Below are 18323 nucleotides of genomic sequence, written 5' to 3'. Positions count from 1 at the left end.
TGGCGATATATGACTTTTTTTAGATGGCAACGTCTTTTAAGTCTAGTATCTGTTGGGCTATTGACTGTGGTTTTTGCACAGTCAATAGCCTACGGTGCTGTGCATGTGGTTCAGGAGGGTGATGATTTACAAGCCATCCTGGACTCGGCGCAGTCCGGTGATACAGTTCAATTGAGCTCGGGTGAGTACGAGGGTCAATTTGTTGTTGAGGTTGATGGCATCACCTTGACTGGTCCTGAGGATTTCAGCGCCATCATCAATGGTGCGCGCAAAGGTCGAGCACTGTGGGTCAAGTCAGCCGATGTTACTGTACGTAATTTGACCGTGACTAAATCTGGACTCAGCTTGTCAGAAATGGATGCTGCTATTTTTTTAGACCAAGGAGCCGATCGTGCTGTGGTTGAAAATAATCAGTTACTGGATAATTTAGTCGGGGTCTATGTTTGGGGACCAGACAATGTCTTGGTTAATGCAAATTACATTACGGGTAACCAAGATTTAAGAATGTCCGAACGTGGTAATGGCGTGACCATCTGGAACTCACCAGGTAGTCGAATCGTTAATAATAAAATCCATTATGGTCGTGACGGTATTTTTACCAACTATAGTAAGCAAAATACTTTTTCTGGTAATACGTTTAAAGACTTGCGCTACGGCGTGCACTATATGTACACCAACGATAGTGAGGTGTCAGATAATATTTCTATCGATAATAATATTGGCTATGCGATCATGTTCTCCGATCGTATCCAAGCCTTGCGTAATATCTCACTAAATAGTAGAGATCAAGGCATCATGATGAACTATGCCAATCACTCTAGGGTTGAGGGTAACTCAGTTTATCAAGCTGAAAAATGTGTTTATTTTTATAACGCTAATATTAATCAGATTCATAATAATCATTTTGAACAATGTGAAATAGGCATTCACTATACCGGTGCAGCACAAGGTAACGTTATTTATGATAATGCCTTTGTCTATAACCAGACTCAAGTTAAGTACGTAGGTACGCGCTATGAGGATTGGAGTCATGAGGGTAGAGGTAATTACTGGAGTGATCATAGCGGTTTTGACCTAGATGGTGACGGGATTTCCGATACCGCTTATCGACCTAATGACATCATTGACCAGGTGGTCTGGCGAGCGCCGAGCAGTCGAATTTTATTAAATAGTCCGGCGGTAGCCGTGGTGCGTTGGGCCCAATCACAGTTTCCGGCTTTATTGCCTGGTGGCTTGATGGATAGTACGCCGATTATGAAAATGCCAGAGAGCATTAGCTATCAAAAATTACAGGAGTTATTGCATGAGCGCCAATGAATTAGTTTGTCTTGAAAAGGTCAAGATGCGCTATGGGAAGCGCACCGTTATTGACTCGCTGGACATGGTTTTACGAGAGGGTGAATGTGTGGCCCTAGCTGGTCATAATGGTGCTGGTAAAAGTACCGTAATGAAGTTAATTTTAGGTCTCATCAGTCCGAGTGAGGGTGAGGTTCGTCTATTAGGGCATCAGGCTTCTGGGAGTCAGTCGGTCAAATTGCGCTTTGATATCGGTTATTTGCCCGAGGTGGTGTCTTTGTACCCGAACTTAACTGGCAAAGAAACCTTGGATTTCTATGCTAAATTGAAGCAAATCAAGGATAAATCTTATCCTGAGTTGCTAGCTAAGGTTGGTATTGCCAATGCCGCCAAGCAGCGGGTTAATACGTATTCTAAGGGAATGAAGCAGCGTTTGGCTCTAGCACAAGCTTTATTAGGTGATCCAAAGATTTTACTCTTTGATGAACCAACGACTGGTTTGGATCCGGCTTCTCGACAGCAGTTTTATGGCATTGTACGTGAGTTACGAGAGCGTGGTGCAACCATTCTTTTGTGTACCCATGCGTTGGCCGAACTTGAGCGCAATGTTGATCGCGTGTTGGTCATGAATCAGGGTCAAAAAGTTGCCGATGGCAGCATGGAAAGCTTACGCAGCGAGAGTGGTCTGACTTATCGGGTTCAGGTCAAGACGAGTAAAGACAGTCCGCCAGATACGATGCATGAGTGGCAGCGCATCGCACCTAATTTATATCGATTTAATTGCGAACAAAATGAAAAGATGTCCTTATTAGGTCGCTTACTGAAAAATCCTGAGGTGCTTGATGTCAATACACATGCGCCAAGCTTAGATGAAATTTATGCACATTATTTAGAAAGAGAGGATGTATGAGGCAAATCCTGTCTATTAGTATTAAAGAAATTCACGACGGTTTACGTAACCGTTGGGTACTGGCAACGACCTTATTATTGGTCATCTTTGCCTTGGTGCTAGGGATGATGGGTACGGCACCGACCGGAACGGTTAAGGTCGATCCCTTGACGGTAACTTTAGTCAGTTTATCCAGTTTATCGATCTTTTTAATTCCTTTAATCGCTTTGCTACTCAGTTATGACGCGATTGTCGGTGAGGTGGAACGAGGCACGATGTCGTTGCTCCTGAGTTATCCAGTGGCTCGTTGGCAGGTATTGGCTGGCAAGTTTATTGGCCATGTTGTTATTTTGGCGATTGCCACTGTCGTGGGTTATGGCTTGGCCGGTGTGGTTCTGCATTTTATACACGGTGGTTCAAGTACTACGGCTTGGTTTGATTTCTCACGCATGATTGGCCTCAGTATTTTCTTGGGGGCGAGCTTTTTGAGTTTAGGTTACTTGCTGAGTACGCTTGTTAGAGAGCGTGCCACTGCGGCAGGCTTAGCGCTTTTTGTTTGGCTATTTATGGTGGTGATTTTCGATATGGCCTTAATTGGGGTATTGGTGGCAGACACTAAGCAGGTGATTACAGCCGAAATGCTTAACCGTATTCTACTCTTTAACCCCGCCGATATTTATCGCCTATTGAATTTGGTTGACTCTGAAAATATCTCCCTATATGCGGGGATGGCTGGTTTGAGTGATCAAATGAATCTACAGGTCAGTGTGTTATACACCGCCTTGAGTTTATGGGTTGTTGTACCTTTTATATTAGCTGTGGTGGTATTTAATCGTAAGCAGTTATAGAACAGATCAGGAGAAGGAAAATGAAATTAAAATTTAAAGTGTTGGGCGCAGTCTTATTGTGTTTTAGTCTGGTGGCGTGTAAGCAAAGCGTCGAGCCTGAGGCAGGGCCTCAAGCGGCTCAAATCAGTGATGAGTCAACCGGGTATTTTTGTCATATGTTCTTAGCTGAGCACGATGGTCCTAAATCACATTTGTTCTTAGCGGATCAGGAGGAGCCAATCTGGTTTACTGAGGTGAATCAGCTATTTGCTTTTAACTTATTGCCGGAAGAACCTAAAAATATCGTTGCCATGTATGTTAACGATGCTTCTGGTATACAGGACTGGACTGATCACTCATCTAATCAACATTGGCTAGAAGCTAAAAGCGCATTTTATGTGATTGAAAGCTCATTTATTGGTGGTATGGGTAGTGCTGATGCCTTACCCTTTAAAGAGCGAGCGATGGCTGAAGAATATGTAGCAGAGCATGGTGGGCGTGTCGTCACCTTTGACGAGATGCCTGAATCCTTTGTGTTTCAGCAGCCATTACAATCACAGCCTCACGACCATCATGGACATAGTGCGCCAGCACATGATCATCATCAGCATCACTAAAAGGTGAGTAAACATGAACACGCATTTTCAAACAAAACGTCGACAAATCATAGGCTTATTTTGCACTTCAGCGGTTTTGTCCCAATTGCCATTGGCTGCAATGGCTAGTAGTAGGGCGGTTGGTGCCGGTCTAGTAAGTGATATCGAGGTTCTGGAGTGGCGTGGCATTGCCCTGGGTGCTGACGCTCAGCTCAAGATTTATCATGAGGATCAGCAGGAAGCGCAGCGACTACTTAAAGCAGTTTTACACGAAGTCGAACGACAGGAGCAATTATTTAGCTTATATCGTGACGACAGCGTGCTGAGTCGCTTAAATAGTGATGGTGAGGTGAGAGACTTTGCCCATGATTTTTATTGGCTCATGTCCTTGGCTGACGAGCATGTGAAGTTAACTCAAGGTGCCTTTGACCCAACGGTACAGATTCTTTGGGAAACTTACCGAGATTTTCTGATGACACAGCCAAAGGCGACACCAGAGATGCTGTTAGGCGAGGCTCAACGAGTAAAGTATTTACTTGGTTGGGAGGGGATTCAACTAGCGCCTGACTACATACGCTTAGCTAAACCGGGTCAAGCCATTACGCTTAATGGGATTGCACAGGGTTTTATCACCGATAGGGTCACCGCGTTGCTACAACAACAAGGTGTGGACCATGCTTTGATTAATATGGGCGAGATACGTGGTTTATTACCAGCGGGTCAAGAAGCTTGGAGGTTGGGCATCAGTGACCCTGATGATGCGCAGAAGCTATTGCATCAACTCAGTTTAGCTAATCAGGCGATGGCTACTTCTTCAGCTAAAGGCACTTTTTTGAGCTATGAAAATAATATCGGTCATATATTCAATCCTGCGACTTTGCAGTCGGATGACCGTTACCTAAGTGTTACGGTAGTGGCTAATACCGCAACTCAGGCGGATGCACTAGCGACGGCTTTCTCCGTGATGCCACTAGCCGTGATAAAGGAAACATTAAAGCAGCTATCAGGGGTTGAGGCATATGTATTAAATCAAGACCGTCAATGGTATGAGTTGATGTAAGTATTTGATTGTTGTGTTGTGGGTGGGAGTAAATCAGGGATTTGGCGGTGGGCTAGGTCCCTGATTTTTTTGTTGGTGATTATGAATTTGTGAGCATTGATGCTATACACTATACATATAATAAAAAGTTTTAATGGTATCACTAGGAGAATTCAAATGCGTATGCATAATCCAGCCCATCCAGGAATCGTATTGCGTGAGTACTTAGGTGATTTAACAGTTACTGAAGCTGCTTCACGCTTAGGCGTAACTCGAGCTGCTCTTTCTCGAATTTTAAATGGTTCAGCTGGTATATCTGCTGATATGGCCTAGCATCTAAGGGATGCGCTAGGAACTAGCGCTGAGATGTGGATTAAGATGCAAGGACAGTATGATTTGTGGCGAGCCGAGCAAAAAGAGAGGCCATTAGTGTGAGCATTTGCTGAGTTGTTGCAGACAAACCCTTAACTTCGGATTGTCTTAAAAGAGAAATATACTTATCTTTTTCATCATTTAACCATATAATGATAAGTATATTTCTCTTTTTTTGTTGATATTTATGGATTTATTTGAAATAGGTGAATTAATTCGTACTGAACGTAAAGCGCTAGGCTTGACTCAAGAAGCTCTTGCTAAGAAGGTAGGTGTCAGTCGTCGTACCGTGAGCCAGCTAGAGCTGGGGCAAGTATCGGACTTGGGTATTCGTAAGGTGATGGCCTTATTAGGTGCTTTGGGTCTTGAGCTACAGGCTACTCCTATTCGCGTTAAGCGACCTACCTTAGACGAATTGCAAAAAGAGAGAGCGGCGGAAAAACAAGCAGAGTTAGAAAGACTTAGCGGTAGAAAAATGCGAGTTTAAGGGGAGGGACGATGGCAAACTCATACAGCATCTCAGCACAAGAACTGCAACAAAACTCAATTGCTCTTGAGGTTTTTGTGAATAACAGAGCGGTTGGAGTAATTGAAAAACAATCACTAGGATATGCGTTCCAATACTACGCTAACACAAAAAGCACTGACTTCGTCTCACTCACAATGCCCGTCAGAACCACTCCTTATTTTCATTATCGTGATGATTCTTTACATCCGATTTTTGACATGAATTTACCAGAAGGAGGGTTACGCTCATTTCTAATACAAAAATATAGCAAGGTAATTAGTTCATTTAATGAGTTAGCATTACTCTCCATCGTTGGCCAAACTATGATTGGTCGTATTACATATGGTGGGATTGCAAAAAAAGTAGACTCAACGTTTGATTTACAGCGACTCGTCGACTGTGAGGATACTGAGGATTTGTTGCTTCAACTGTATACAGAGACAGCCCATGTTTCGGGTATTGCTGGCGTACAACCCAAAGCGCTAATTGATATTGACGAACAAAGCATTAAAAAATTAAGTGATCAAGATGCACCAGGACAGGATCTAAAAATAACTTTTAAAACATCAAGTAGTATTATAAAAACATCAGGAAAGGAGTATCTATGGTTGGCTGCTAATGAGTTTTATTGTTTACGTGCAGCTCGCCTGTCTAATATTGGTGTGCCTGATTTCCTCCTTCTGAAAGGAGGTCAAATTCTTGTTGTCTCTCGTTTTGATAGAAAAACCGAATCAAACAGTGAGTTGTCATTATTAGGTCTAGAAGACTTCTGTGTATTGAATGGCTTAACGTCTAAAGATAAATATACCCTTTCTTACGAAAGAGTAATAAAAACACTTTCAACTTTTGTGTCGCCCCATTACCGTAATAATGATATGGAAGAGTTATTCCGCTCCATAGCGTTTAATAGTGTTATTCGCAATGGTGACGCTCATTTGAAAAACTTTTCTGTTCTTTATGATGAGGTGAATAGTGGAGCCGAAGAACCTGATGTTCTCTTATCACCTGCATTTGATCTTTGCACGACAAACGCTTATATACCTAAGGATATGTTAGCCCTAATACTTGACGGTAGTAAACGTTATCCTACTCGTAAAAAATTAGAATTATTTGCTTTGCGACATTGTGGCTTATTGCCTGAACGTACTAGGGAAATACTGGCAGAAATAGAAAATGGAGTTTTTCAAGCTGCACAAGAACTGTCCATTTACTGCCATCAGCAACCAGAGTTTGCAAATCAGGTAGGAAGTAATATGCTAAGGTTTTGGCAAGCAGGACTAGAGTCATTAAAATCAACGTTAAAGCTGCCAGAAATAACAACAAACTGAACGAGTTAAAAGGTGTTGTTTAAACGGAGTTGTATTGTACATGTCTACTTTACAGCTTATGGTTTGTAAAATGAAAATACAGTGTAAAGTTTGTATATCAGAAAATCAGGGCTCCAACTTAACGTCAGAACCCTGATTTTTAACGATAAAAAGTCGCTTAATTACTGACTAAGTACGTTGTAACCTTTCTGCATGATAAGCGATATGCTCGGCAACGAAGCTAGAGATAAAGTAGTAGCTGTGATCGTAGCCCTCATGGTAGCGAATATCGGCTGCAATGCCTGCATCAGCGCATGCTTTTTCCAGTAGGGGAGTGCGTAACTGCTCCTCGTAGAAATTATCCGCTAGACCTTGATCCACTAGTAATGAGCGAATACGGGCACCACCTTCAATCAGTCTAACGGTGTCGTATTCAGCCCATGCAGCTTGATTGTCTCCTAGGTAGGCACCGAGGGCTTTATGACCCCAAGGTACTTGAGTAGGGGAGACGATGGGGGCGAAAGCCGACACACTGGTGTAGAACTCTGGGTTTTTTAATGCTAAAACTAGCGCGCCATGACCACCCATGGAGTGACCGAAGATGGACTGCTTATCTGTCACAGGGAAGTGCTGACGGATAATTCCTGGCAACTCCTCAAGGATGTAATCATACATGCGATAGTGCTTAGCCCAAGGCTCTTCCGTGGCATTGACATAGAAGCCAGCGCCTTGACCTAGATCGTAGGCCTCGTCATTAGCAATGTCTTCACCACGTGGGCTGGTATCAGGGCAAACGACAATCACGCCTTGCTCGGCGGCATAACGATGAAAGCCAGCCTTGGTGATAAAGTTCTGCTCATTGCAGGTCAGGCCAGAAAGCCAGTATAGTACGTCCAGCTTTTTATCTTTAGCCTGAGGTGGAATAAAAATTGCAAACTTCATCGGGCAGCCAAGAATCTCGGATTGGTGTTCCCAAACTTCTTGAGAGCCACCAAAAACCAAGTGCTGTTCTTTTTGTTCCATTAAAACCTCCAAATTAGTAAACAATAACTGAGCGGATAGACTTGCCTTCGTGCATTAAGTCAAAGGCTTCGTTAACCTGCTCTAGGGGCATGGTGTGTGTTACAAAGGGAGCTAATTCAATGTCGCCCTTCATGGCATCTTCAACCATACCGGGTAATTCTGTACGACCTTTGACACCGCCAAAGGCTGTACCTTTCCAGGTGCGTCCAGTAACTAACTGGAATGGGCGAGTAGAAATCTCCTGACCGGCACCGGCAACGCCGATAATAACTGATTGACCCCAACCTCTATGTGCAGTCTCTAAGGCATCGCGCATGACATTGACATTACCGATACACTCAAAGGTATGGTCAAACCCCCATTTACTCATTTCCAATAATACATCTTTGATAGGTTTATCGTGATCCTTGGGGTTGATGCAGTCTGTCGCGCCAAATTGCTTAGCCAGTTCGAATTTATCCGCGTTGATGTCAACCGCAATAATGCGACCTGCTTTGGCTTGACGAGCGCCCTGAATAACGGCGAGACCAATGGCACCTAAACCGAAGACTACCACGGAGTCACCTTCTTGCACTTTGGCCGTATTGTGTACAGCACCTAGACCAGTGGTAATGCCACAACCTAATAAGCACACATGCTCAGGATTGGCTTCTGGGTTGATTTTAGCCAGTGACACCTCAGCAACGACGGTGTATTCACTAAAGGTTGAGCAGCCCATGTAGTGATAGATCGGCTCACCCTTATAAGAAAAGCGAGTTGTGCCATCAGGCATCAAGCCCTTACCTTGCGTTTCGCGTACGGCAACGCAGAGGTTGGTTTTACCTGAAGTGCAAAACTCACATACTTTACACTCTGCAGTGTAGAGAGGAATAACATGGTCGCCGGGCTTGACACTGGTGACACCTTCACCCACCTCGACCACAATACCTGCGCCTTCATGACCTAAGACAGCAGGGAATACACCCTCTGGATCTTCACCTGAGAGAGTGAAAGCATCAGTGTGGCAAACGCCGGTATGGGTGCAACGGATTAATACTTCACCCTTTTTAGGTGGGGCAACATCAATTTCTACGATTTCTAGTGGTTGACCCGCTGCGAAGGCAACGGCAGCACGAGATTTAATCATCTTGTTCTCCTAGTAAATGGTCAAAACTAATGAATTGAGCTTCATCAGTCACGTTAAGTGATGGTCTCAATTAATTGAGTAAATAGCAATGAAGACCATGAGTAACTATAGCGTATAAACGTGATTGAGTTAATTTGTCCTGCCGGTAACTCGACGTTTTGTTAAAAAATTGAACTTTACGTAGCTTGTAAACTCCAAGTCTTTCAATAGTTGAACGCTAAGCGCTATGCTTTCGGTTAAAATAATGGATTCGCTCACGCTAGAGCGATAGTCATTTTATTTGTTTAGGCTCTGATTTTATGTTTCCAGATTCTTCGATTTGGTTAGTTATTGGTATTGCTTGGGTTACTGCGTTACTGCCCTTTTTTACTGAGAAGTCTTTTGTCTTTGTTCCTTGGCGTCAAGAGGGCGAGTCCGTCAAAACACCTTATTGGTTGCTCGTTTGTCGTGCTTTGGTACATTGGTTTTTGATTATTTATGCAGCCACTGTGCTGGCGGGTCCACACAGTCAAACAGTTAAGCTTGCTGCCATTGTAGCGAGTTTGGTTTTATTTGCGTTACCGATATTTGTATTGGCTAAGCAAGTTCGGGTCAAAAGCTTTGCGGTCAGGTTGTTTGAGCTGTTAGGCTTTTTCTTTTTTAGTGGTGGGATCGGTTTTGCTATTGAGCATTTTTATGCTAACTCGCACCCCCAAGATTGGCAGTTTTATGCGATCGCCTTATGCTTATATATTGTATTAGCTTACCCGGGGTTTGTGATTCGTCATTTGTTTAAAAATCGTCATAACCGTCGTTTGATCGCTCAGACGCAAATCGATAGCGATTAATCTCTCGGTGATATAGCCTTCGGCCATATTAGGGCTGTTAGGGATACATAGGTATTTGCGGGTATGGTCTTCGGAGGCTGATCGTTTCACAATAAGTACCATCTGATTAACTAGGCGGTACTTATGTCCTCAAAGCTTCTCTCTTTTTTTATTCTGCTTTTCTTACTGACTGCGTGCAGCACTCAGCCCGATTGGTTGCAGCGTAAGCGTCACTACCATGGTTGGGAGCATGCCAGCCGGCAGCTTCATGATTATTCTTTTGATTGGCAGCTCAGTGGTGCAGCTGCAGCGCAGCCGTTACAGGTGTTTAGCGCCTCAGATGAGTTGTGGGTTCAGTGGCCCGAGTATCGAGAGCTACCGGTGATCATAGGGATAGGCACCGATGGTCAGCGTCACGTGCTCAGTTATCATCGTCAGTTACCCTATTTAGTGATTAAAAATCATTGGCCTCAGTTACAGTTTACGGTTGGGGGCGAGCAGTCTTATGCCACCTTTAAGCATGGGCAGTAGTTGTAATTAGGCTGCCAATGTCTTGAAATTACACCGATTTTCTATGGATGTCGCTATAATCTAGGGTTAATCATAATATTTTCTATTAAATAGCGGTAGTCAATGAAAGCATCCGAAATACGTAGTAAGTTTCTCCAGTTCTTCGAGTCCAAGGGGCATAGCATTGTTCCATCATCCTCTTTAGTGCCGTCTAATGACCCTACTTTGTTATTTACTAATGCAGGTATGGTGCAGTTTAAGGATGTGTTTACCGGACGTGATTCTCGACCTTATCAGCGTGCGACATCATCACAGCGTTGTTTGCGAGCAGGTGGTAAGCATAACGACTTAGAAAATGTCGGTTACACCGCACGTCACCATACTTTTTTTGAAATGTTGGGTAATTTCAGTTTCGGTGATTATTTTAAAGAAAAAGCCATTGCCTATGCTTGGGAGTTATTGACCGAGGTTTATGGCTTGCCCGCCGAGAAATTGTGGGTGACTGTATATGCCGAAGATGATGAGGCATATGATATTTGGGCCAAGCAAGTCGGTGTACCCGAAGAGCGCATTATCCGTATTGGGGACAATGGCGGCGCGCGCTATGCCTCTGATAATTTCTGGCAGATGGCTGATACCGGTCCCTGTGGTCCTTGTTCAGAGATTTTCTATGACCATGGCCCTGAGGTTTGGGGAGGCCCTCCGGGATCACCCGAGGAAGATGGCGATCGCTACATTGAAATTTGGAACTTAGTGTTCATGCAGTTCGATCGTGACGAGGATGGCGTGATGCATCCTCTGCCTAATCCTTGTGTTGATACGGGTATGGGTTTAGAGCGTATTTCTGCGGTGCTGCAGCATGTTCATTCCAATTACGAGATTGATATTTTCCAGCACTTAATCAAAGCGGCTGCACGCGAAACCGGCACAGATGATTTAGAAAATAGTTCACTCAAAGTTATCGCCGATCATATTCGTGCCTGTAGCTTTATGATTATTGACGGTATTGTGCCGGGTAATGAGGGGCGCGGCTATGTACTACGTCGTATTATTCGTCGTGCCTTACGTCATGGTTATCGACTAGGTCAAACCAGTCCTTTTTTCCATAAACTGGTGACCGATCTTGCTGAGCAAATGGGCGAAGCGTATCCGGCTTTAGTAGATCAGGGTGAGCGTATTAGCAAAACTTTACTCCAAGAAGAGCAGCGTTTTTTACAGACCCTCTCTAATGGCATGGATATCTTGGGTCGTGCGATCGCGGATCTCAAAGAGGGCGATCGTTTGGATGGTCAGGTGGCCTTTACGCTATATGATACGTATGGCTTCCCCTTTGACTTGACGGCAGATGTTTGCCGTGAGCACGGTCTTGAGGTCGATGAAGAGGGCTTTGACTTAGCCATGAATAAGCAACGCGAAATGGCGCGTGCAAGCGGTAAGTTTAAAGCGAAGCAACAGCTTAGCTACGAGGGTGAGGAAACCCTTTTTGAAGGCTATGAAAAAGCCGAATCCACATCCACCGTCCTTGCGCTCTATGTCGAGGGTACCCAGGTCGATCAGGTCGAGGAAGGGCAGGAAGCAGTCGTTGTACTGAATCAAACGCCGTTTTATGCCGAGTCCGGTGGTCAGGTAGGTGATTCCGGTGTGTTAAGTGGTTTCGGTACACAGTTTTCGGTAGAAGATACGCAAAAGATTTTGCCTCACGTCCATGGCCATTATGGTGTGGTTAGTCTGGGTACGATCAAGGTAGGTGATGAGCTGGAGGCAAAAATTGATGTCCGCCAGCGTCAGAAAACGATCCGTAATCACTCCGTCACTCATATTATGCACAAGGCCTTACGCGAGGTGTTGGGTGATCACGTGCAGCAAAAGGGTTCGCTGGTCGATGCAGATAAGACGCGTTTTGACTTCTCTCATGATGCACCGATGACGGCTGAGCAGATTGCTCGTGTTGAGGCGATTGTTAATCAAGAAATTCTCAATAATACGCCTGTCCAGACAGCGCATATGAGTTTTGATGAGGCGGTTGCCGGTGGTGCGATGGCACTCTTTGGCGAGAAATACGAAGATGAGGTGCGTGTATTGGATATCGGTACTTCTCGCGAACTGTGCGGTGGTACGCACGTTGAGCGCACCGGTGATATCGGTCTGTTTAAGATTGTCTCCGAGGGCGGTATTGCTGCCGGCATTCGTCGTGTCGAGGGGATTACCGGTACCAATGCCTTGGCATGGGTCAATGGTCTTAACCAGCAATTACATCAAGCATCCGCGGTGTTAAAGGCCAGTCCAGCTGATTTGGTTGAGCGCGTTAAGTCGACCCAGGAGCATGTCCGTAGCTTAGAAAAAGAGGTGGCCCAGTTAAAAGCTAAATTAGCGTCTGCTGCCAGCTCTGATCTGCGTTCAGAGGTGGTGACGGTCGATGGTGTTCAGCTTCTGGTCAAAGCAGTTGATGGTGTTGAGAGTAAAGAGTTGCGCGGTATGATTGATCAGCTTAAGGATCAGTTAACGTCAGCGGTGATTGTGTTGGCAACAGCAAGTGGCGATAAAGTGTCGGTTGCCGCTGGCGTGACCAAGGATCTGACCGATCGATTTAAAGCGGGCGAGATTGTTTCTCTGGTGTGTTCGAAGGTTGGCGGTAAGGGCGGAGGACGCCCTGATATGGCCATGGGAGGTGGTTCTGACGTGGCTGCCTTACCTAGCGCATTGGAACAGGTCTTGCCTTGGATTAAAGGTCAACTAAATTAAGTAACAATTACTTGCACCTTTTTTAAAAGGTGGTATACTCTTCCAATCTTTGCATTAGTGCCCCGGTAAATTGCTGGGGCATTGTTGTAACTGGTTGATTTAATTGGTTTTTATAGGGGGTTGATTGATGGCCGAGATCGTTTTTGATCAGGTGGTTGAAGCTAAGAATTTACTTTGTCCTTTGCCTATTTTGAGAGCGAAAAAGGCGTTGTCGACGATGGAGAGCGGTCAGATTCTAAAAGTGATCACTACCGATCCCAAGGCGAGGGGGGACTTTCAGGCGTTCTGTGCTCAATCTAAAAATGAATTAATCGCTCAAAAAGATAACGAAAACACTGTTGAGCATTACATTAAGCGTCGCTAGTTTTACTCATAAGAAGGCTAATTAATTATAAAGTCCTTCAGCGATGTTTAGAACACCATGACATAGAGGGTGGAGACCGATTTTCTATTTAATGGAGTTGTAATCATGACAGAACCCAAACCACATATACAAATGACACGGTTTATGCCGCGTGGCAGCTTTAAGGCAGCCGGCACGGCATTGATCGCTCTTGTTTTGTCCTATTTGCTTTACTCGATTTTGCCTTTTGATAATGATGTCAATAAAGGCTTATCGCTTCTACTATTTGTAGCCATTTTATGGTTTAGTGAGGTTGTTCATATTTCTGTGACTGCACTGATGATCCCGATTATTGCGGTGGTCATGGGCTTTGATGGATTGACGACTAAGTCAGCATTGAGTAATTTCTCAGATCCGGTGATTTTTATTTTCTTTGGTGGTTTTGCTTTGGCGACCGCCTTACATATGCAGAAACTGGACCGTAAGATTGCGTTTTATCTGGTGTCTTTAGCCGGTGGTAATATGTTGGTTGCTGCTTTGCTGATTTTTGCTGTGACAGCTTTTCTGTCCATGTGGATCAGTAATACGGCGACTGCTGCGATGATGTTGCCTTTAGCGCTAGGAGTGATGAGCCATTTGGACCGTACCAAGCACCATAATAGTTATGTGTTTGTGCTGCTTGGCGTGGCTTATAGTGCCAGTATCGGTGGTTTAGGGACACTTGTCGGTTCACCGCCTAATGCGATTACAGCGCGCGAGTTAGGTTGGGGTTTTGCTGAGTGGATGAAGATCGGCATACCGATGACGATTATTTTGATGCCGGTCATGATCGCGACATTGTGGTTCGTGTTCCGACCAAAATTCGATAAATCAGTGGGTGAGCTTAAGGATCAAGAGGCAGTTGAGTGGACTCCCATCCGGATTGTGACCGCATTGCTTTTCTTGGTGACTGCGTTAAGCTGGATTTTTAGCTCTAAAATCACGGCATTATTAGGTACTACCGGTACCGATTCATTGATTGCGATGGCAGCGGCAGTACTGGTTGTGGTGCTTGGTTGCGCGAGTTGGAAGGATGTGGTTGATAATACTGACTGGGGTGTGTTGCTGCTATTTGGTGGCGGTATTACGCTAAGTAGCGTGATGCAAGTATCCGGCGCATCTCAGGTGCTAGGGCAATTGGTGGCGGATACCTTTACCGGGGCTAATCCGTTACTGATTATATTTATCGTTTGTGTCTTTATTATTGTCTTAACCGAGTTTACCAGTAATACAGCGTCAGCGGCTTTATTGGTGCCGGTGTTTGCCGGTGTGGCAACACAAATGGGTATGCCGCCTGAGGTCTTGGTCGTTGTGATCGGTGTCGGTGCTTCTTGTGCATTTATGTTGCCGGTGGCAACACCACCAAACGCGATTGTTTTTGGTAGTGGCCTAATTAGGCAGCGAGAAATGATCAGTGCGGGCCTCGTGCTCAATATCATTAGTGTATTTGTCATTTCTCTCTTTGTTTATTTTTTTGTCGTATAGGCGGTAGTTAGTCATTGGCAAAGAGTTGGGGGAAAAGGCGACACTTTTTCCCCTAGGTGCGTGAGTTGATTGCATTAATGGATCTTAAGTTGTTATACTCTAGGGCTTAGTTTTATAAATTTTTATTATTTCATGAGGATAGTACACCTATGGTGGTTATTCGTTTAGCCCGTGGTGGCTCTAAAAAACGTCCGTTTTATACTATTGTTGCAGCTAATCGTAGCGATCGCCGCGATGGTCGCTTTATCGAGCGTCTAGGTTTTTACAACCCAGTAGCTCCTGAAGGTACTGAGTCATTACGTATCGCGTTAGATCGTTTAGAGTACTGGAAAGAGCAAGGTGCTCAGTTGTCAGAGACTGTAGCTCGCTTAGCTAAAGAGTACACTAAGCAGCAAGCTGCCTAATTGAGCTAGGCACTGTTTGCTTGATTAGCGCTAGTTGGATTAGTTAGTGTTTGGATTTTTATCTTCTAGGATTTAGGTTTTGTTGCAGTTTGTTTGCTGCCTGAGCCATTGTCTTAGGGGGTTTGATTGACCGTCAGTATGCTGGCGGTCAATCTCGTTTTTAATCTACGGTAAAAGCGATATTTGATGAGCAAGCCATTTTCTAATAAGGCGCAAGCTGATATATCAACTCCTGAGGATTTGGTCGAGTTAGGCCATATCACAGGAGCTTTTGGCGTTCGCGGTATGGTTAAGATTAAGCCATACGCTGCAGATTCGGTGTTGGCGAAAGTTGATAAATGGTGGTTGCAGCCACGCCGCATGCCCGCTGCTCGTAGTGCTCAGGTGGCGGCGAGCCCTGTGCCACATCGTTTGGTGCAGGTAGAGCATTGTCGTTGGCATTCTGATAGTTTAATCGCCTCTTTTGTTGGTGTCGCTGATAGGGATATTGCTGAAGACCTCAAGGGGATGGTGATCTCTGTGTCGCGTGCTGATTTTCCCCAAGAAGACGCTGATGAGTTCTATTGGGTCGATTTGATCGGTTGCTGGGTTTATACCGTTGATGCTCAGGTCACGGCTGAGGGTGGGCAGTCCGAGATCTCGCCGGTGTTGTTGGGGCAGGTCAAGGAATTATCTGACAATGGCGTTCATGCCATATTGCATGTTGATCGTTATGTCGATGGTGTCGCGGGGGGTGAGGCACAGCCACTCCTAACAGCTAAGGGTCGACATCAGCAAAGTATGGTGCCTTTTGTTGAGGCGCATGTGTTGGTTGTTGATTTAGAAAATCAATATATTAAGGTTGACTGGCCACTGGATTTCTAATGCAGGTCAATGTCATAAGTCTATTCCCTGATATGTTTTCGGCGCTCACTACCATGGGCGTAACAGGTAGGGCGCACGAGCAGGGTAAGTGGTCTCTTAGTGCTTGGAATCCGCGTAACTATACCCATGATGTTCATAAGACGGTTGACGATCGGCCTTATGGGGGCGGTCCGGGTATGCTTATGCTGGCTCAGCCGTTGGTCGATTCAATTAATGATATTAAGCAGCATGGTGGTACAGGTCCGGTCATTTTGTTAAGCCCAGCCGGTAAGCCATTTACCCAAGTCAAAGCGCAAGAGCTTTCGCAGTTACCTAGGGTGACCTTTGTTTGTGGTCGCTATGAGGGAATTGATCAGCGCTTTATTGATCATTATGTTGATGAGGAAGTCTCTCTTGGTGATTTTGTCTTGTCGGGTGGTGAAGTTGCTGCCTTAGCTGTGTTGGACGCAACGATTCGCCTGTTGCCCGGAGTATTAAATGATCAACAGTCGGCGCTCCAGGATTCTTTTCATGGCGAGCTTTCGGGCTTGTTGGATTGTGAGCATTACACTCGTCCCGAGGTGTTTGAGGGGGAGTCGGTGCCGCCGGTGTTGTTGTCGGGGCATCATGCCAACATTGCGCAATGGCGTCGCGAGCGCTCTTTGGCGCTAACCGCAGCTCGCCGTCCCGATCTTATTCAGCAGGCCAAAGATAACGGCCTTTTATCAAAAAAAGACTTGCTCTTTCTAGAGCGGTTATCATCTACCTCTATAGCGAATTAGTTTCTCAGTCGGTAGTCATTGCTTGATAATTAAGCGCTTGTCCTCATATGATTTCAACATCATTTATATTATGAGGAATAGATTATGCAAGCCTATTCGGTATTGGATTTCTCGTCCATTATTGAGGGTGAGGGTTCCAAAGAGGCTCTCGCCAAATCATTACAGTTAGCTCAAGCGGCAGAAGAGCACGGTTATTATCGCTTCTGGATGGCGGAGCATCATAACTTTCCGGCCATCGCCAGTTCCGCTACGTCAGTTGCCTTAGCTTCCATTGGCGCAGGTACTAAAACGATTCGTATCGGTGCTGGTGGCGTGATGCTGCCAAACCATTCGCCTTTGGTGATTGCTGAGCAGTTTGGTACCTTGGATGCGCTTTATCCCGGGCGTGTGGATCTGGGGTTGGGCCGGGCACCGGGTACGGATCAAGCCACAGCGCGTGCTTTACGTCGTGACTTGCGAGCGGCAGCGGAGTCCTTTCCGGAAGATGTCCAAGAATTGCAGATGTACCTAGGTGAGCCACAAGAGGGGCAGCGAATTAAGGCGTATCCCGGTGTAGGTTCTGAGGTGCAAACATGGATCTTGGGTTCTAGTCTATATGGTGCTCAATTAGCGGCCTATTTGGGTGTGCCGTACTCCTTTGCATCGCATTTCGCACCTAATATGCTGCACGATGCTTTACGCGTTTACCGTCAGCAGTTTAAGTCCTCAGCGGATTGGCAAAAGCCTTACGCGATGCCCGCGGTCAATATGGTTGTCGCTGAAACAGATGAGGAGGCGCGTTATTGGTTCAGTACACATCAACAGAGTGTATTGGCCTTATTCCGTAATCGTAATGAGAAATTACAGGCACCGATCGAGGGATACTATGAGTCACTTAATGCTTCGGAGCAGCATGCGGTCGATGGTCACCTACGGTATTCTTTTGTGGGTTCAGAGAAAACAGTGGCTTTTCAATTAGAACAGTTTTTAAATAAAGTACCGGTTGATGAATTAATGGTGCATGCTCGAATTTTTGATATTGATGCCCGTATCAAGTCGTTGCGTCATAGTGCTAATGTATTAAAGCAGTTTTTGACATCCTCCCCGTCCTAAAGAACGGGGATTCCTACGGCGTTCAGGCGCCTATCGCCTGACTCGCTTCGGTGGGTTCTTGGCCCGACGCCCTTACCTACAGGCGAAGTCTCTGCACAAGCTAACCGGGTGTGTCCCGCCCTTAACACATTGATCGCGCCGACTACGTCAGCGTTTTCCTCAAAATCACAGTCCATACACTTGAAGCACGCTTGGCTACGCCTATTCTCCTTGGCAACGTAGCCGCAGCAGGGACAAGTCCGGCTGGTGTTTCTGGGGTTCACAGCAAGGAGCTCTCCACCTAGCCAAGTCAGT

At 45.4% G+C, this 18323-nt stretch carries 19 protein-coding genes and 1 pseudogene; 17 read left to right on the top strand and 3 right to left on the bottom strand.

What is annotated here, in order from left to right:
- The first annotated feature begins 9 nt into the window (after positions 1–9).
- The 8 genes and pseudogenes from B092_RS0112540 (at position 10) to B092_RS0112505 (ending at position 6855) form a co-directional block, all read left to right on the top strand.
- Positions 10–1317, top strand: coding sequence for a nitrous oxide reductase family maturation protein NosD (locus B092_RS0112540; RefSeq protein ID WP_018575572.1), 1308 nt, complete (start codon positions 10–12; stop codon positions 1315–1317).
- Positions 1304–2206, top strand: a complete 903-nt coding sequence (locus B092_RS0112535) for an ABC transporter ATP-binding protein (protein ID WP_018575571.1) — start codon at positions 1304–1306, stop codon at positions 2204–2206. The genes B092_RS0112540 and B092_RS0112535 overlap by 14 nt, the downstream gene beginning before the upstream one ends.
- Positions 2203–3033, top strand: a complete 831-nt coding sequence (locus tag B092_RS0112530) for an ABC transporter permease (protein WP_018575570.1) — start codon at positions 2203–2205, stop codon at positions 3031–3033. Before B092_RS0112535 ends, B092_RS0112530 begins: the two co-directional genes overlap by 4 nt.
- Before the next feature lie 20 nt (positions 3034–3053).
- Positions 3054–3629 (top strand): nitrous oxide reductase accessory protein NosL, encoded by a 576-nt coding sequence (locus B092_RS0112525; protein WP_018575569.1) that lies wholly within the window; start codon positions 3054–3056, stop codon positions 3627–3629.
- A 13-nt stretch (positions 3630–3642) separates the two neighbouring features.
- Positions 3643–4668 (top strand): FAD:protein FMN transferase, encoded by a 1026-nt coding sequence (locus B092_RS0112520; protein ID WP_018575568.1) that lies wholly within the window; start codon positions 3643–3645, stop codon positions 4666–4668.
- Positions 4669–4830: 162 nt separating this feature from the next.
- Positions 4831–5082 (top strand): annotated as a pseudogene (locus tag B092_RS15270) (HigA family addiction module antitoxin).
- Positions 5083–5206: 124 nt separating this feature from the next.
- Positions 5207–5506, top strand: coding sequence for a helix-turn-helix transcriptional regulator (locus B092_RS14510; protein ID WP_018575566.1), 300 nt, complete (start codon positions 5207–5209; stop codon positions 5504–5506).
- 11 nt (positions 5507–5517) lie between these two features.
- The gene (locus tag B092_RS0112505) at positions 5518–6855 is read left to right on the top strand and encodes a type II toxin-antitoxin system HipA family toxin (RefSeq protein ID WP_018575565.1); all 1338 of its coding nucleotides are present in this window, start codon (positions 5518–5520) and stop codon (positions 6853–6855) included.
- A 168-nt stretch (positions 6856–7023) separates the two neighbouring features.
- On the opposite strand, the gene fghA is transcribed toward B092_RS0112505, so the two are convergent.
- Positions 7024–7857: an S-formylglutathione hydrolase gene (gene fghA, locus B092_RS0112500; RefSeq protein WP_018575564.1), complete on the bottom strand. Its 834-nt coding sequence runs from the start codon at positions 7855–7857 to the stop codon at positions 7024–7026.
- A gap of 13 nt (positions 7858–7870) precedes the next feature.
- Entirely contained in the window at positions 7871–8980 is a 1110-nt protein-coding gene (locus B092_RS0112495; RefSeq protein WP_026253778.1) for an S-(hydroxymethyl)glutathione dehydrogenase/class III alcohol dehydrogenase, read from the bottom strand.
- Positions 8981–9282: 302 nt separating this feature from the next.
- Here B092_RS0112495 and B092_RS14815 point away from each other — a divergent pair, with 302 nt between their 5' ends.
- The 9 genes from B092_RS14815 (at position 9283) to B092_RS0112450 (ending at position 18029) form a co-directional block, all read left to right on the top strand.
- On the top strand, positions 9283–9810 hold the full coding sequence (locus tag B092_RS14815; RefSeq protein ID WP_018575562.1) for a DUF2818 family protein: 528 nt from the start codon (positions 9283–9285) through the stop codon (positions 9808–9810).
- A gap of 123 nt (positions 9811–9933) precedes the next feature.
- Positions 9934–10320: a TrbG/VirB9 family P-type conjugative transfer protein gene (locus tag B092_RS0112485; protein ID WP_018575561.1), complete on the top strand. Its 387-nt coding sequence runs from the start codon at positions 9934–9936 to the stop codon at positions 10318–10320.
- Positions 10321–10422: 102 nt separating this feature from the next.
- A complete protein-coding gene (gene alaS / locus B092_RS0112480) occupies positions 10423–13041 on the top strand; it encodes an alanine--tRNA ligase (protein WP_018575560.1) in 2619 nt (872 codons plus the stop codon).
- Between the two features lie 127 nt (positions 13042–13168).
- Positions 13169–13405, top strand: coding sequence for a sulfurtransferase TusA family protein (locus tag B092_RS0112475; RefSeq protein WP_018575559.1), 237 nt, complete (start codon positions 13169–13171; stop codon positions 13403–13405).
- A 105-nt stretch (positions 13406–13510) separates the two neighbouring features.
- Positions 13511–14908: an SLC13 family permease gene (locus B092_RS0112470; protein WP_018575558.1), complete on the top strand. Its 1398-nt coding sequence runs from the start codon at positions 13511–13513 to the stop codon at positions 14906–14908.
- Positions 14909–15057: 149 nt separating this feature from the next.
- Entirely contained in the window at positions 15058–15312 is a 255-nt protein-coding gene (gene rpsP, locus B092_RS0112465; protein ID WP_018575557.1) for a 30S ribosomal protein S16, read from the top strand.
- Between the two features lie 186 nt (positions 15313–15498).
- Positions 15499–16176 carry a ribosome maturation factor RimM gene (rimM, locus tag B092_RS0112460; protein WP_018575556.1) on the top strand — a complete coding sequence of 226 codons (678 nt, stop codon included), beginning with the start codon at positions 15499–15501 and terminating at the stop codon, positions 16174–16176.
- Complete coding sequence (gene trmD / locus B092_RS0112455; RefSeq protein WP_018575555.1) at positions 16176–16937, top strand: tRNA (guanosine(37)-N1)-methyltransferase TrmD; 762 nt, start codon at positions 16176–16178, stop codon at positions 16935–16937. Before rimM ends, trmD begins: the two co-directional genes overlap by 1 nt.
- An 84-nt stretch (positions 16938–17021) precedes the next feature.
- Complete coding sequence (locus tag B092_RS0112450; protein WP_018575554.1) at positions 17022–18029, top strand: LLM class flavin-dependent oxidoreductase; 1008 nt, start codon at positions 17022–17024, stop codon at positions 18027–18029.
- Here the strand turns inward: B092_RS0112450 and B092_RS14500 are convergent.
- Positions 18026–18323 (bottom strand): zinc ribbon domain-containing protein (locus B092_RS14500; RefSeq protein ID WP_018575553.1); only part of this gene is annotated, 298 nt, incomplete at its 5' end. The genes B092_RS0112450 and B092_RS14500 overlap by 4 nt on opposite strands.

This window comes from Oligella ureolytica DSM 18253, from assembly GCF_000373745.1.
GTDB classification, from domain to species: Bacteria; Pseudomonadota; Gammaproteobacteria; order Burkholderiales; family Burkholderiaceae_B; genus Oligella; species Oligella ureolytica.
Note: the sequence above shows the minus strand (reverse complement) of the source record. Positions and strands in the feature narration are given on the sequence as shown.